The sequence below is a fragment of the Vibrio orientalis CIP 102891 = ATCC 33934 genome (assembly GCF_000176235.1).
Taxonomy (GTDB): Bacteria; Pseudomonadota; Gammaproteobacteria; order Enterobacterales; family Vibrionaceae; genus Vibrio; species Vibrio orientalis.
Genome location: NZ_ACZV01000002.1, coordinates 94895 through 108584 on the forward strand (window position 1 = coordinate 94895; position 13690 = coordinate 108584).

17 protein-coding genes are annotated in these 13690 nt (G+C 44.7%); 14 read left to right on the plus strand and 3 right to left on the minus strand.

The features are described 5' to 3' along the window. Positions 1-92: 92 nt before the first annotated feature. On the plus strand, positions 93-908 hold the full coding sequence (locus tag VIA_RS01315) for an alpha/beta fold hydrolase (protein ID WP_004409994.1): 816 nt from the start codon (positions 93-95) through the stop codon (positions 906-908). 39 nt (positions 909-947) lie between these two features. On the opposite strand, the gene plsY is transcribed toward VIA_RS01315, so the two are convergent. After that, positions 948-1559, minus strand: a complete 612-nt coding sequence (gene plsY, locus VIA_RS01320; protein WP_004409995.1) for a glycerol-3-phosphate 1-O-acyltransferase PlsY — start codon at positions 1557-1559, stop codon at positions 948-950. A gap of 153 nt (positions 1560-1712) precedes the next feature. Here plsY and folB point away from each other — a divergent pair, with 153 nt between their 5' ends. The 11 genes from folB (at position 1713) to rpoS (ending at position 9380) form a co-directional block, all read left to right on the plus strand. Further along, entirely contained in the window at positions 1713-2066 is a 354-nt protein-coding gene (gene folB, locus VIA_RS01325) for a bifunctional dihydroneopterin aldolase/7,8-dihydroneopterin epimerase (RefSeq protein ID WP_004410003.1), read from the plus strand. After that, positions 2063-2548, plus strand: a complete 486-nt coding sequence (gene folK / locus VIA_RS01330; RefSeq protein WP_004410004.1) for a 2-amino-4-hydroxy-6-hydroxymethyldihydropteridine diphosphokinase — start codon at positions 2063-2065, stop codon at positions 2546-2548. The genes folB and folK overlap by 4 nt, the downstream gene beginning before the upstream one ends. A 16-nt stretch (positions 2549-2564) precedes the next feature. Further along, positions 2565-3368 (plus strand): undecaprenyl-diphosphate phosphatase, encoded by an 804-nt coding sequence (locus VIA_RS01335; RefSeq protein ID WP_004410006.1) that lies wholly within the window; start codon positions 2565-2567, stop codon positions 3366-3368. A 111-nt stretch (positions 3369-3479) separates the two neighbouring features. Next, positions 3480-3758: a cell division protein FtsB gene (gene ftsB / locus VIA_RS01340; RefSeq protein ID WP_004410007.1), complete on the plus strand. Its 279-nt coding sequence runs from the start codon at positions 3480-3482 to the stop codon at positions 3756-3758. Then, entirely contained in the window at positions 3759-4463 is a 705-nt protein-coding gene (gene ispD / locus VIA_RS01345; protein ID WP_004410009.1) for a 2-C-methyl-D-erythritol 4-phosphate cytidylyltransferase, read from the plus strand. Between the two features lie 3 nt (positions 4464-4466). Continuing rightward, positions 4467-4943, plus strand: a complete 477-nt coding sequence (gene ispF / locus VIA_RS01350; RefSeq protein ID WP_004410011.1) for a 2-C-methyl-D-erythritol 2,4-cyclodiphosphate synthase — start codon at positions 4467-4469, stop codon at positions 4941-4943. Positions 4944-4995: 52 nt separating this feature from the next. Continuing rightward, positions 4996-6039 (plus strand): tRNA pseudouridine(13) synthase TruD, encoded by a 1044-nt coding sequence (truD, locus tag VIA_RS01355; protein ID WP_004410012.1) that lies wholly within the window; start codon positions 4996-4998, stop codon positions 6037-6039. Beyond that, on the plus strand, positions 6039-6797 hold the full coding sequence (gene surE / locus VIA_RS01360; RefSeq protein ID WP_004410016.1) for a 5'/3'-nucleotidase SurE: 759 nt from the start codon (positions 6039-6041) through the stop codon (positions 6795-6797). The genes truD and surE overlap by 1 nt, the downstream gene beginning before the upstream one ends. Positions 6798-6799: 2 nt before the next feature. After that, complete coding sequence (locus VIA_RS01365) at positions 6800-7426, plus strand: protein-L-isoaspartate(D-aspartate) O-methyltransferase (protein ID WP_004410017.1); 627 nt, start codon at positions 6800-6802, stop codon at positions 7424-7426. Between the two features lie 2 nt (positions 7427-7428). Then, the gene (gene nlpD, locus VIA_RS01370) at positions 7429-8337 is read left to right on the plus strand and encodes a murein hydrolase activator NlpD (RefSeq protein ID WP_004410018.1); all 909 of its coding nucleotides are present in this window, start codon (positions 7429-7431) and stop codon (positions 8335-8337) included. Between the two features lie 71 nt (positions 8338-8408). Continuing rightward, positions 8409-9380, plus strand: a complete 972-nt coding sequence (rpoS, locus tag VIA_RS01375) for an RNA polymerase sigma factor RpoS (RefSeq protein ID WP_004410019.1) — start codon at positions 8409-8411, stop codon at positions 9378-9380. A 62-nt stretch (positions 9381-9442) separates the two neighbouring features. Here rpoS and VIA_RS01380 read toward each other — a convergent pair whose 3' ends face one another. Both VIA_RS01380 and VIA_RS01385 read right to left on the minus strand, forming a co-directional pair. Then, positions 9443-10714 (minus strand): HlyC/CorC family transporter, encoded by a 1272-nt coding sequence (locus tag VIA_RS01380; protein WP_004410020.1) that lies wholly within the window; start codon positions 10712-10714, stop codon positions 9443-9445. Positions 10715-10837: 123 nt separating this feature from the next. Further along, entirely contained in the window at positions 10838-11632 is a 795-nt protein-coding gene (locus VIA_RS01385) for a cytochrome C assembly family protein (RefSeq protein WP_004410021.1), read from the minus strand. A gap of 208 nt (positions 11633-11840) precedes the next feature. Between VIA_RS01385 and ffh the strand changes: the two genes are divergently transcribed. Further along, positions 11841-13235, plus strand: a complete 1395-nt coding sequence (ffh, locus tag VIA_RS01390; protein WP_004410023.1) for a signal recognition particle protein — start codon at positions 11841-11843, stop codon at positions 13233-13235. A 206-nt stretch (positions 13236-13441) separates the two neighbouring features. After that, positions 13442-13690, plus strand: coding sequence for a 30S ribosomal protein S16 (rpsP, locus tag VIA_RS01395; protein WP_004410028.1), 249 nt, complete (start codon positions 13442-13444; stop codon positions 13688-13690).

Consider the following 13690-nt stretch of genomic DNA (forward strand, 5'->3'; position numbering starts at 1 on the left):
TTTTCTTTATCTGAACGAAGAGAGTTCCGACTTCTTAGTTGAGAAAATAATGATACCCTTCGACTTTATAAAAATAATCAATGGATAGAAGTATGCACAAGTTTGCTGTCGATGGCCGAGAAATGGCTTATCAAGATATAGGTACAGGGCCAGTCGTGGTCTTTGGTCATAGCTATTTATGGGGTAGCGAGATGTGGGCGCCACAAGTGGAAGCGCTCAGCCAGCACTATCGGTGTATTGTGCCTGAGCTATGGGCCCATGGTGAGTCTGATTCTGCTCCAGAAACAACCCGTTCATTGTCAGATTATGCTAAGCAGATTATTGCTCTTTTAGATCACTTACAAGTTGAGCGCTTTTCTATCGTTGGTCTATCGGTCGGTGGAATGTGGGGAACGGAAGTGACCTCTTTGGTTCCTTCTCGTGTCCAGTCACTGGTGTTAATGGATACGTTTGTTGGCTTAGAGCCAGAAGTAACTCATAAAAAGTACTTTGGGATGTTAGAAGCCATTAGTCAGGCTAAAGCGGTTCCCGCGCCAATTGTAGAAGCTGTTACGCCGCTGTTTTTTGCTAATAATGCCAATCAGGACAACCCCAAGTTAGTTGAGCAGTTCTCTCATTTCCTTAGTCAGCTGCAAGGCGAAAGAGCGGTTGAAGTGGCAAGAGTTGGTCGAATGGTATTTGGTCGACGCGATCAAATAGAAGAGATTGAAAAGTTCGCTCTGCCAGTGTTGATTGCTGTAGGGCAAGAAGATAAGCCTCGCCCTGTACTTGAGTCTTATCTGATGCATGATTGTATTAGCGGTTCGGAGTTGATTCAAATTCCAAAGGCGGGGCATATTTCAAACCTTGAACAGCCTGAGTTTGTTACTGAGATGCTGAAAAACTTCTTATCGCGTGTTTATGCCTAGTTTTATTTGAAAACTACAGCTCCAAATAAAGCCTCTATACTAAGAGGCTTTATTTAATCCATTCTTTTTCTCACCCACTTTGGGCTCTGTCCCGTCAATAAGCCGTTTGATGTTTTGATGATGGCGAAAAACTATCAAGCAGCACAGCATAGCCACAGGCAATGTGTACTGAGGCTTGAACATCCAAGTATAAAACGGCGCCAGTAGCACCGTAACGATCGCGGCAAGAGAAGAGTAGCGGAACAGAAAAGCCACACTTAACCAGGTTACGATGATCATTCCTGTCAGATCTAAGCCGATAGGGGCAATGGCACCTAAAGCGGTAGCGACGCCTTTTCCGCCTTTAAAATGAAAAAAGAGTGGATACATATGACCTAGGCAGGCAGCAATTGCAATCACACCTAATATGACTGGCTCGATATCAAGGAAGTAGCCACCCCAGACTGGGATTGTGCCTTTTAACATATCGCACAGCAAAACCGCCGCCGCTGCTTTTTTCCCTCCGATACGCAACACATTGGTGGCGCCAGGGTTATTTGAACCAACGCCGCGCGGGTCTGGTAAACGTAAGATACGACAGATCAAAACAGCACTCGAGATCGAGCCTAGAAGGTAGGCGACAATGATCATAACCAGTGCTAATGGGGTCATAGTAAGGTAACTCGTCTGAAACAGGTGTTAGTCAAGCAACTAATTGATATTATATCGCGCCTGACACGCTCAAACTACCGCAAGAGTGTTTGAGATTGAAATAGTACGACTTTTTACCTAGCTTGGGTATCCGACCTCTAAAGGAATTAACACATGGATAAAGTATTTATCGAGCAATTAGAAGTAATCACGACCATCGGTGTGTATGACTGGGAGCAAGAGATTAAGCAAAAACTCGTGCTTGATATTGAAATGGCTCATGATAACCGTCCAGCAGGTAAGAGTGATGATGTTGCCGATGCGCTTGATTATTCGCAAGTAAGCCAAGCGGTATTAGACCATATTGAAGGCGGATGTTTTCTGTTGGTTGAACGTGTAGCAGAAGAAGTCGCAGAGCTTATCATGGCTCGATTTAATGTTGCTTGGATTAAAATCCGCTTAACCAAACCAGGAGCCGTTGCTCAAGCGAAAGGTGTCGGTGTGGTTATTGAGCGAGGCAATGCATGATTACCGTTTATGTCGGAATAGGTTCAAACATTGCCCGGCATAAGCACGTTGAAGCGGCGATCGGCGAACTGAGAGCCTTAGATGCCGAGCTGCGAATCTCAACGATTTATGAATGTGAAGCAGTAGGGTTTGAAGGACAGCCATTCTACAACCTCGTGGTAGAAATGAAGACGCAGTTAGAGTTAACGGAATTTTCACGCCAGTTGCGCGATATTGAGTTTAAATGGGGCCGCGCTGTGGATGCGGGTAAGTTGGAACCAAGAACGGTTGATCTCGATATTATCCTATTTGGTGAACAAATTTCCCAAAATGCGCCGGAGCTGCCACGTAGTGATATCTTCAAATATGCCTTTGTGCTACAGCCGTTGTTGGAACTATGCCCTCAGTTGGCGGTCCCTAATGATGGTCGGACGATCGAACAGATCGCTCAACAGTTTCAGTTTGAATTACCGCTTTCACCTGTAGCTAAGTGGTTTAGTTAATAATTAAGAGAATCTAATGGGTTATTTTGAAGCTTTTATCCTTGCTTTGATTCAAGGCTTAACCGAATTTTTGCCGATTTCGAGCTCGGCGCACCTTATCCTGCCATCTGCAATTTTAGGTTGGGAAGATCAAGGCTTAGCCTTTGATGTTGCGGTACACGTGGGTACGTTAGCGGCGGTCATTATCTACTTCCGCAAAGAAGTGGTCTCTCTGTTGAGTGCTTTCTTTGCTTCTATCTTTAAAGGTGAGCGCAGTAAAGAAGCTAAATTGGCTTGGATGATTGTCATTGCGACGATTCCTGCCTGTATCTTTGGTTTATTGATGAAAGACTTCATTGAGCTTTATCTGCGCAGTGCGTGGGTCATTGCTACCACCACGATCGTATTTGGTTTACTGCTTTGGTATGTCGACAAAAACTCTAAATTGGCGGATGACGAATACCAAGCGGATTGGAAGAAAGCCCTATTTATCGGTATTAGCCAAGCGTTAGCAATGATTCCGGGCACATCTCGTTCAGGTGCGACAATTACAGCGGCGCTTTATCTTGGTTTTACCCGTGAAGCGGCGGCGCGTTTTTCATTCTTAATGTCGATTCCAATTATATTATTGGCAGGCAGCTATTTAGGTTTGAAGCTGGTTACCAGTGGCGAACCGATTCATTTTGGCTTCTTAATGACGGGTATCGTAACGTCCTTCATTAGTGCTTATATCTGTATTCACTTCTTCTTGAAGCTGATTTCAAAGATGGGTATGACACCGTTTGTTATTTATCGATTGTTACTTGGTTTAGGTTTGTTTGCTTTCCTAGCACTCAACTAATCCTTCAATATCAGTCTTTTCTTTGTAAGACCACATCGCCCAATCTCGCGCCAGCAGCGACATTGTGATATATATGTGGTCTTTCTTTTTCTCTCTTCTTTAATAGACGATATGCGAATTTTTGCACTGACCTTACTCTTAGTTTTAGGCTGGCTACAAGCTGAATTGTGGTTCGGCAAAAATGGGATTTCTGACTTTCAAGCGGTCAATGCGGAAACTCAGGTGCAACATCAGGTCAATAGCAATCTTCAAGGGCGCAACAATGAAATGTTCGCTGAGATTGATGACTTGCGCCAAGGTCTCGATGCGATTGAAGAACGTGCCCGGCATGAGCTTGGTATGATTAAAGAAGGCGAAACGTTTTATCGAATTATTGGAGACGATAACTAGATGTCTGTAATCTCTCCATCGATTGTCGCAATTGTTCCAGCAGCGGGTGTCGGTAGCCGCATGAAAGCGGATCGACCAAAGCAATACCTTCAGATCAATCAACAGACGGTACTAGAGCACACCATAGAGAAGTTATTACTTCACTCTGCAGTGAGTCATGTGGTGGTCGCAATTACTGATGGTGACCCGTACTTTCCCGAACTCTCTTTAGCATCAAATCCGCAAGTCATTCGTGTTGCTGGCGGTAAAGAGCGCGCTGATTCGGTATTATCTGCATTACACTATGTGCAGCAGCACCAGTTAGCTGAATGGGTTATGGTTCATGACGCAGCAAGGCCGTGTGTTGATTTAACGGATATCGATCGTCTGATTGAGTGTGCCCTAGCCAATCAATTGGGCGGGATCCTTGCAGCTCCGGTTCGAGACACGATGAAACGCTCGAACCAGAATCAAGAGATTGATCATACTGTAGATAGGGAAGCACTGTGGCACGCACTTACTCCACAGATGTTTAAAACTCAGATGCTAACGCACGCTTTGGCTGACGCCTTGCAACAAGGTGTCAAAATTACTGATGAGGCTTCAGCTATCGAGTGGCTAAACCATAAGCCAGCTCTAGTTCAAGGCCGCTCAGACAATATAAAAATAACTCAGCCTGAAGACTTAGCATTAGCCGAGTTTTATCTAAATAGAAACAAAGGATAACTCATGATTCGAATTGGCCACGGCTTTGACGTGCATAAATTTGGTGGCGAAGGCCCGGTGATTATTGGTGGTGTCGCGGTTCCGTATGAGCAAGGGCTTATTGCTCACTCCGACGGTGACGTGGCGTTACATGCACTGTGTGATGCGCTTTTAGGCGCTATCGCAGAAGGTGACATTGGTCGTCATTTTCCTGATACCGACGACAAGTGGAAAGGGGCAAATAGCCGTGAACTGCTGAGAGATGTTTACCGTCGCGTAAAAGAAAAAGGCTACGTATTAGGTAATGCCGATATTACCATTATGGCTCAAGCGCCTAAAATGGCGCCTCATATAGAATCCATGTGCCAAGTGATTGCACAAGATCTTGAAACTGAACTTGGTAATGTCAACGTCAAAGCGACGACGACTGAGCGACTAGGCTTTACTGGGCGTAAAGAAGGCATTGCAACCGAAGCGGTTGTACTGCTGCTTAAAAAATAATGAATGCTAGGTTGTTTTACACTATCTAAAGTGACCTAGCAGTGGAAAGAGTATGTCTGATATTTTATCTTCTTTGGCTTACCTTAATGGCAAGCCAAATGCGAAAGGCAAATTAAAAGCCAAAGCTGAACATTTTCAAGTGAACGAAAACCTAGGTTTTGAGTTTACTGGGTCGGGTGAGCACCTGATGGTCCGCATTCGCAAAACGGGTGAGAACACCAGTTTTGTTGCTAATGAACTGGCGAAAACTTGTGGTGTCAAATCCAAAGACGTTAGCTGGGCTGGCTTGAAAGACCGCCATGCGGTGACCGAGCAATGGCTGAGTGTTCACTTACCGAAAGGTGACACTCCTGACTTTAGTCAGTTTCTTGCTCAGTACCCAAGTATTGAAATTTTAGCCACTGACCGTCATAACAAAAAGCTGCGTCCAGGTGACTTAGTGGGTAACCAATTTGTGGTGACGTTATCCGATGTCAGCGATGTGGATGAAGTATTAGCACGACTAGAGTCTATTGTGAAAACTGGGGTGCCTAATTACTTCGGTAGCCAGCGTTTTGGTAATCAAGGCAACAACCTAGAAGAGGCCCGTCGCTGGGGGCGTGAAAACGTTCGTACTCGCAATCAGAATAAGCGCAGTCTTTATCTTTCTGCTGCTCGCTCGTGGATTTTTAATACCATTGTTTCTGAGCGTATTGAAAAAGGTTGCTTTGACCAAGTTTTATTGGGCGATCTTGTTGAGATTAACGGCCAGCAAGAGTCAGTGACGAGCGACACTGCCGACACTTTCAATAATGGCATTGCGGAAGGCACGACACTGCTAACAGCAGCACTTGCTGGTGATAATGCACTACCAACAACAGAGCAAGCATTAGCTCTAGAACAGCCTCACTTAGATGCTGAGCCTGATCTGATGGCGTTAATTCGTGGTAATCGCATGCGCCATGACCGCCGCGCAATTTCTTTAATGCCTCAGGATCTAACTTGGCAAGTTGATGGCGATAATGTCACGCTACGTTTTTCATTAGACGCTGGGTGCTTTGCAACATCAATCATCCGAGAGCTGATTGAAGAAGTTGAAGTGGAGCGCCAATATTAATGAGCGACAACTTGCTTAAAATTTTGATAAGTAATGATGATGGCGTGCATGCTGAAGGCATTCATACTTTGGCTGATGCATTACGTGATATGGCTGAAGTCACGATTGTTGCTCCTGACCGAAATCGCTCTGGTGCATCGAACTCATTAACGCTTGAGCAGCCTCTGCGAGTCAATGAGATTGCACCAAAGGTCTACTCGGTGCAAGGAACGCCGACCGACTGCGTTCACTTTGCTCTTAACGAGTTGATGAAAGATGAATTGCCAGACTTAGTGCTGACGGGGATTAACCACGGTGCAAACCTTGGTGATGATGTCTTGTACTCTGGTACCGTGGCCGCCGCGATGGAGGGACACTTCCTTGGGGTGCAATCTATCGCATTCTCGCTCGTTGGTAAGGCAAATTTTGCCACAGCGGCTGTGATAGCGCGTCAATTGGTTTCGCAGCATGCGAACAAACCAATTCCAACTAACCGATTGTTAAATGTCAATGTGCCTGATTTAGCTTACGATGCATTAAAGGGAACGCAAGTCACTCGACTTGGTGCACGTCATCACGCTGAAGCGATGATTAAGCAGAAAGATCCGCGTGGACATGATATTTATTGGTTAGGTCCTCCAGGTAAAGAGCAGGATGCTGGCGAAGGCACGGATTTTTATGCTATCGAACAAGGCTTTGTTTCAATCACACCGTTACAAGTGGATTTAACGGCTCATGAGTCGATACAAAGCATGGGTAATTGGTTAAAGGATAGTTAAGCATGACAAACCCACATGCCGATAGATTGCGAGATTTTCTGATTGCGAATGGGATTCAAGACCAGAAAGTACTCGATGCCATTTATAGATTGCCGCGAGAGCAATTTGTCTCTCAGGCAATGATTCATCAAGCCTATGACAACAATGCGCTGCCGATAGGACAAGGACAAACTATTTCTCAGCCATACATCGTGGCGAAGATGACAGAAATGTTGGAGCTCACACATAGCAGTAAGGTGCTTGAAGTCGGTACCGGCTCTGGTTATCAAACTGCAGTATTGTCGCAGCTTGTAGAACATGTTTATTCGATTGAACGTATTAAGACCCTGCAATGGGAAGCAAAGCGTCGCTTAAAGCAGTTGGATATTTATAATATATCCACTAAGCATGGTGATGGCTGGCAAGGCTGGGCGGCGAAAGGGCCGTTTGACGCCATCATTGTTACCGCTGCGGCTGAGTCAGTTCCATCGGCACTCTTAGAACAACTGAAAGAGGGCGGGATATTGATGATCCCTGTCGGAACGGATGAGCAGCAATTGCTAAAAATAGTTCGTAGTGGTGATGAGTTTCTTTCTGAAGTGATAGAAATGGTTCGTTTTGTTCCTTTGGTTGCTGGTGATCTAGCGTAGCGATGAAGTTTAAGTCTTACTTTTTATTAGTCTTAGGTATTTGCAGTACATTATTAGGATGTGCTGCGCATTCCCCTGCGCCTGTGACTGGATTAAAGAAAGACTATAGTTCGGTTTCTCGAGGGAGTTATCGAGGAAGCTACTACCAAGTCGAAAAAGGCGATACGCTGTATTTTATAGCCTATGTCACAGACAAAGATGTAAGTGAAATCATTAGTTACAACGGATTAACCAAACCTTACACCATCTTTCCGGGGCAAAAACTCAAACTTTGGCAACCTGCTTATAATGCGCCAGCGTACGGTGGTACAGGGGCCGGCGTTGCTGTAGCTGCTGTTACTACTCCTTCTACTCCAAAACAGAATACGGCGTCGAGTAAAAACTCTACTCAAAAGGTTAATACGGCCAGCTCGAAAAACAATCAACAAGTGGCGAAAAAACAACCGCCAAAGAAGGTTGATCAATCGAAATCAAAGGAGTATGTTGAATCTACTGGTAAACAAAATGTTAATAAAAATACCAGTAATACATCAACAAACAACAACGTTTCCAAGTGGCTATGGCCAACTAAAGGGAGAGTAATCAAAAACTTTTCTGCTGGGGATCAAGGGAACAAAGGCATTGATATCGCAGGGCAGCGAGGACAATCCATTGTTTCTACAGCAGGCGGCACCGTGGTTTATTCGGGCAATGCACTACGTGGTTACGGTAATCTCGTGATTATAAAACATAACGACAATTACCTCAGTGCATACGCACATAATGATCGGTTGCTAGTACGCGAAGGGCAAAGTGTCAAAGCTGGTCAAAAAATCGCAACAATGGGCAGCTCTGGAGCCAGCAGTGTTCGCTTACACTTTGAAATTCGCTATCAAGGTAAGTCAGTGAATCCAAAACGCTACTTACCGTAAAAACTTACTGTTAGGTAATATAGCGACATTAGACGTAGTAATGTCTTGCTAGCTCGCCAGGGGGAGGCGCTATGAGTATCAGCAATGCAGCAACGAAAGTCGAAGAATTCGAAATTGATCAAGAAACAGTTCAATCGCAAAAAACGACCAAACCTAAACAAGCTGAAGAGGCTAAAGAAGAGTTTGATGCATCGACGAAGAGTCTAGATGCGACACAACTCTACTTAGGCGAAATTGGCTTTTCTCCACTACTTACCGCCGAAGAAGAAGTTCTATACGCCCGTCGTGCCTTACGAGGTGACGAAGCTGCGCGTAAACGTATGATTGAAAGTAACCTTCGCTTAGTAGTGAAAATTTCCCGTCGTTACAGCAATCGTGGTCTTGCACTACTTGATCTTATTGAAGAAGGAAACTTAGGTTTAATTCGAGCGGTTGAGAAATTTGACCCTGAACGTGGTTTTAGATTCTCTACCTACGCAACATGGTGGATTCGTCAAACCATAGAGCGCGCTCTGATGAACCAAACACGTACCATCCGTTTACCTATCCACGTCGTTAAAGAGCTCAATATTTATCTGCGAACCGCTCGTGAGCTATCGCAAAAACTTGACCATGAGCCGACGGCGGAAGAGATAGCTACTCAACTTGATAAACCCGTAGATGACGTGAGTAAAATGCTACGTTTGAATGAACGTATTAGCTCCGTTGATACACCAATTGGTGGCGATGGTGAAAAGGCTCTACTTGATATTATTCCTGATATTAACAATTCTGACCCTGAAGTTTCGACGCAGGATGATGATATCAAGAGCTCTTTGATTCATTGGTTAGACGAACTGAACCCTAAACAGAAAGAAGTATTAGCACGTCGCTTTGGCTTGCTTGGCTATGAGCCTTCAACTTTGGAAGAAGTTGGACGTGAAATCAATCTGACTCGTGAACGCGTTCGTCAAATTCAAGTTGAAGGGTTACGCCGCTTAAGAGAGATCCTGATCAAACAAGGTTTGAATATGGAAAATCTATTTAGTGTGGCAGAAGAGTAGAATACTCTAGAAGAGAAAAGCCTCGCTGATGCGAGGCTTTTTTGATCCGCCTGACAGACAGGTTATTCTGATTTGAGGACAGGAAAGACTTTTACCAGCTTAATTCGATTTTCTTCGAGCTCGACAATTTCCATCGGATGACCAGATACCTGAACACTTAAGTGGCTTTCTGGAATATCTTCTAAGTGCTCAAGGATTAGACCGTTGAGTGTTCTTGGGCCATCGGTTGGCAACTTCCACTTTAGGCCCTTGTTAATGTCACGGATATTGGCACTGCCTTCGATAAGGAAACTGCCATCACCTTGTGGTGTGATTTCATCAGATAGGCTTGGTGCAATGGAAGTGGTAAATTCACCGACAATTTCTTCCAGAATATCCTCTAAGGTCACAAGGCCAATAATGTCACCATATTCATCGACAATAAGACCAATACGCTCTTTATTGCGTTGAAACTTAAGTAACTGGACATTAAGAGGCGTGCCTTCTGGAATAAAATAGACCTCATCAGCAGCGCGAAGCAGCGTCTCTTTGGTGAACTCATTCTTCTCCAGCATTAAGCGATATGATTCACGTAAGCGCAGCATACCAACCACTTCATCAATCTGATCGCGGTAAAGAACCACGCGGCCATGAGGAGAGTGAGTTAACTGTCTAACGATCGATTTCCAATCATCATTGATGTCGATTCCGGTAATTTCATTTCTCGGCACCATGATGTCGTTTACCGTGACATGCTCTAGGTCGAGAATCGAAATCAGCATATCTTGGTGACGGCGCGGGATTAAGCTGCCAGCTTCATTTACTACGGTTCGGAGTTCTTCTGAACTGAGGTGGTCATCACCACTGTGAGCTACTTTGATGCCGAGTAAGCGAATAAAACCATTGGTAATGAAGTTCACTAGCATAACTAGCGGCGAAAGCAGCTTCATTAAAATGGTAAGAATAATACTACTGGCATAAGAAACACGCTCAGGGTAGAGCGAGGCAAGTGTTTTTGGCGTGACTTCAGCAAAGACAAGCACCACCATGGTGAGGGCGCCAGTGGCAATGGCGACACCGAGATCGCCATAAAGACGCATACCTAAGATGGTCGCGATAGCCGAAGCGAGAATATTAACGAGGTTGTTGCCAATTAAGATAAGCCCAATAAGGCGATCTGGACGGTCGAGCAGCTTTTCTACTCGTTTTGCCCCTTTATGACCGTTGTTTGCTAGGTGCTTGAGGCGGTATCGGTTCAAAGACATCATCCCTGTCTCTGAGCCTGAAAAATATCCTGAAATAATGATAAGACACGCGAGTAGCGCAAATAAGATACCCGTTGATATGTCGTCCAAAGCTTATCTTTTCCTTATGATTGTTTGGTTAATTTATGACCTAAACTGCGCGTTAAGTCAATTTCAAATACGGAGTGAAATATTGTAAAAGAAAGGTGCACTTGATGCACCTTTCTCTCTTGATTAGTTAAGAATGATCTCGCGGACAAAGCGACTACCGAAGTAGGCTAAAGTAAGCAAGGTTGCTCCAGCTACTGCAAACCAAGTCACTTTTCTTCCGCGCCAACCTTTTCGGTAGTGGCCCCAAAGTAGGACAGAGTAAACCACCCAAGCAATAAACGAGAGAATGCCTTTATGCGCTTTTCCCTGGGCAAACATATCTTGAACAAACACAAAACCAGTTAATAGTGTGCCTGTGAGTAGCACGTTACCGATCAAGATAATATTGAATAGCTGACGCTCGACCATCAGCAATGGTGGTAAGTTTGGATTAATGGCCAGCGCTTTTTTGGCTTTTAGTTTGTGATCCAACCAAGCCAGTTGCAGTGCATAGAGTGCACCAATCGTTAAGGTTGAATAGGAAAATAGCGCTAAAGAGATATGAATAAGCAGCTTAGGGTCTTGTTCAAGATGAGTAATATAGGTGCTTGGTAAGAAAGCGGCTGCGACTAAGTTAAGTGCTGAAAAACTGTATACCACAGGCAATAAGAACCACAGGCGAGTTTTTAGCATGGCCCCACTCATCACCAAGGAAATGATAAAGCTAATAAGAGAAGCAACGTTAAGGATACTTAGGTTTTGACCTGAATAGCCTAAGATAAGATCGCTAAGCAACCACGCATGAAAAGCCAGCGCAAGAATAGCACTGACGAAAACGGTTTTAACGCGGATACCTGTCTGATGAACAAGTCCCGGAACTATGGTTGCAATTGCTAATGAATAGAGTATTGCAGCAACAACGGCGATTAAGTTGTCCATTATTCTCTAACAGCTGGTGGATTTTTAACAAATTATACCCTGCATCAACGGCTTGAGCTATGAATTATCACTTTCATTTCCTCAGCATGAGATATCAAAAGTAATCTAGGCAGTGTCAAGCTAGGGTTGGCTAAGGTATACTCATAGTAATTTTCGCCAAAAGTGATGGGCGAGCCTACTTGCAAACCGTCTAGGTAAAGAGACAAAGATGTTTGAGAATTTAACGGATCGATTATCCAAAACGCTGAAAAACATCAGCGGTAAAGGTCGACTGACCGAAGATAATATTAAAGATACGTTGCGCGAAGTGCGCATGGCACTTCTTGAAGCTGACGTAGCACTGCCTGTAGTACGTGACTTTATTAAGCGTATTAAAGAGAGTGCAGTGGGTGTAGAGGTGTCGAAATCTCTAACGCCAGGACAAGAGTTCATTAAGATTGTTCAATCTGAGCTAGAAGCAGTAATGGGAGAGTCAAACGAGGCTCTTAACCTAGCGGCTCAGCCACCAGCGGTGATCTTAATGGCGGGTCTGCAGGGGGCAGGTAAAACCACCTCTGTAGGTAAGCTATCTAAACTTTTAACCGAGCGTGATAAAAAGAAAGTCTTGGTCGTTTCTGCCGACGTTTACCGTCCGGCGGCGATTAAACAACTAGAAACATTGGCAACTGACGTTGGTGTGGACTTCTTCCCATCGACAGCTGATCAGAAGCCTCTCGATATTGCTAATGCAGCAATTGACCACGCGAAGAAAAAATTCTACGACGTACTTATTGTCGATACCGCAGGTCGTTTAGCCGTTGATGAGCAAATGATGGCTGAAATTCAACAGCTACATACTGCTATTAGTCCAGTCGAGACACTATTCGTTGTTGATGCAATGACGGGTCAAGATGCGGCGAATACGGCAAAAGCCTTTGGCGACACTCTGCCATTAACTGGTGTGATTCTTACCAAAGTGGATGGTGATGCACGTGGTGGTGCGGCATTGTCTGTTCGTCATGTGACAGGTAAGCCAATTAAGTTCTTAGGTGTTGGTGAAAAGACTGATGCACTAGAACCGTTCCACCCAGATCGTGTGGCTTCACGTATTCTTGGTATGGGTGACGTACTGTCACTGATTGAAGACCTTCAACGTAATGTCGATACCGAAAAAGCAGAGAAACTAGCGAAAAAGTTCAAAGAGAAGAAAGGCTTTGACCTTGAAGACTTCCGTGAGCAGCTAGGACAAATGCAAAACATGGGCGGCATGATGGGCATGATGGATAAGCTGCCAGGCATGAGCAATCTACCGGACAACGTGAAAGATAAAGTTGACGACAAGATGTTCAAGCAGATGGAAGCGATCATCAACTCAATGACGATGAAAGAGCGTCAGCGCCCTGAACTTATCAAAGGTTCGCGTAAGAAGCGTATTGCAGCGGGCTCTGGTACACAGGTACAAGACGTTAACCGTTTGCTGAAGCAGTTCACCCAAATGCAGAAGATGATGAAGAAGATGCAGAAAGGTGGCATGAAAGGCATGATGCGCAATATGCAAGGCATGATGGGCGGCATGGGTGGAATGGGCGGCGGCGGCGGCGGCTTCAATCCATTTGGTCGTTAATTTCGTCTAGCGATAAAAATTTCAAGGTGTTAGCTAGCTCACAAACTTAAAACCAGTTTTATGTTGGTGAAAAAGTAGCTAAAGACCTTGCATTGCTCCGGAATAAGAGTAAAATTCCGGAGCTTTATTTTGGCACGAGCCCCAAATCATTTAGCAATAAATGGTCTCTGGGGTTAATTTTATTTTTGAGAAGCAAAGAGGACGACATGGTAACCATTCGTTTGGCACGTCACGGCGCTAAGAAGCGTCCATTTTATCAAATCGTAGTAGCGGACAGCCGCAATGCAGCAACTGGCCGTTTCATCGAGAAAGTTGGTTTCTTTAACCCAACTGCTCAAGGTCAAGAAGAAGGTCTACGTCTAGACCTAGATCGCGTTAACCACTGGGTTGGTCAAGGCGCATCTCTATCTGACCGCGTTGCTAAGCTAGTTAAAGACGCTCAAAAAGCGGCTTAA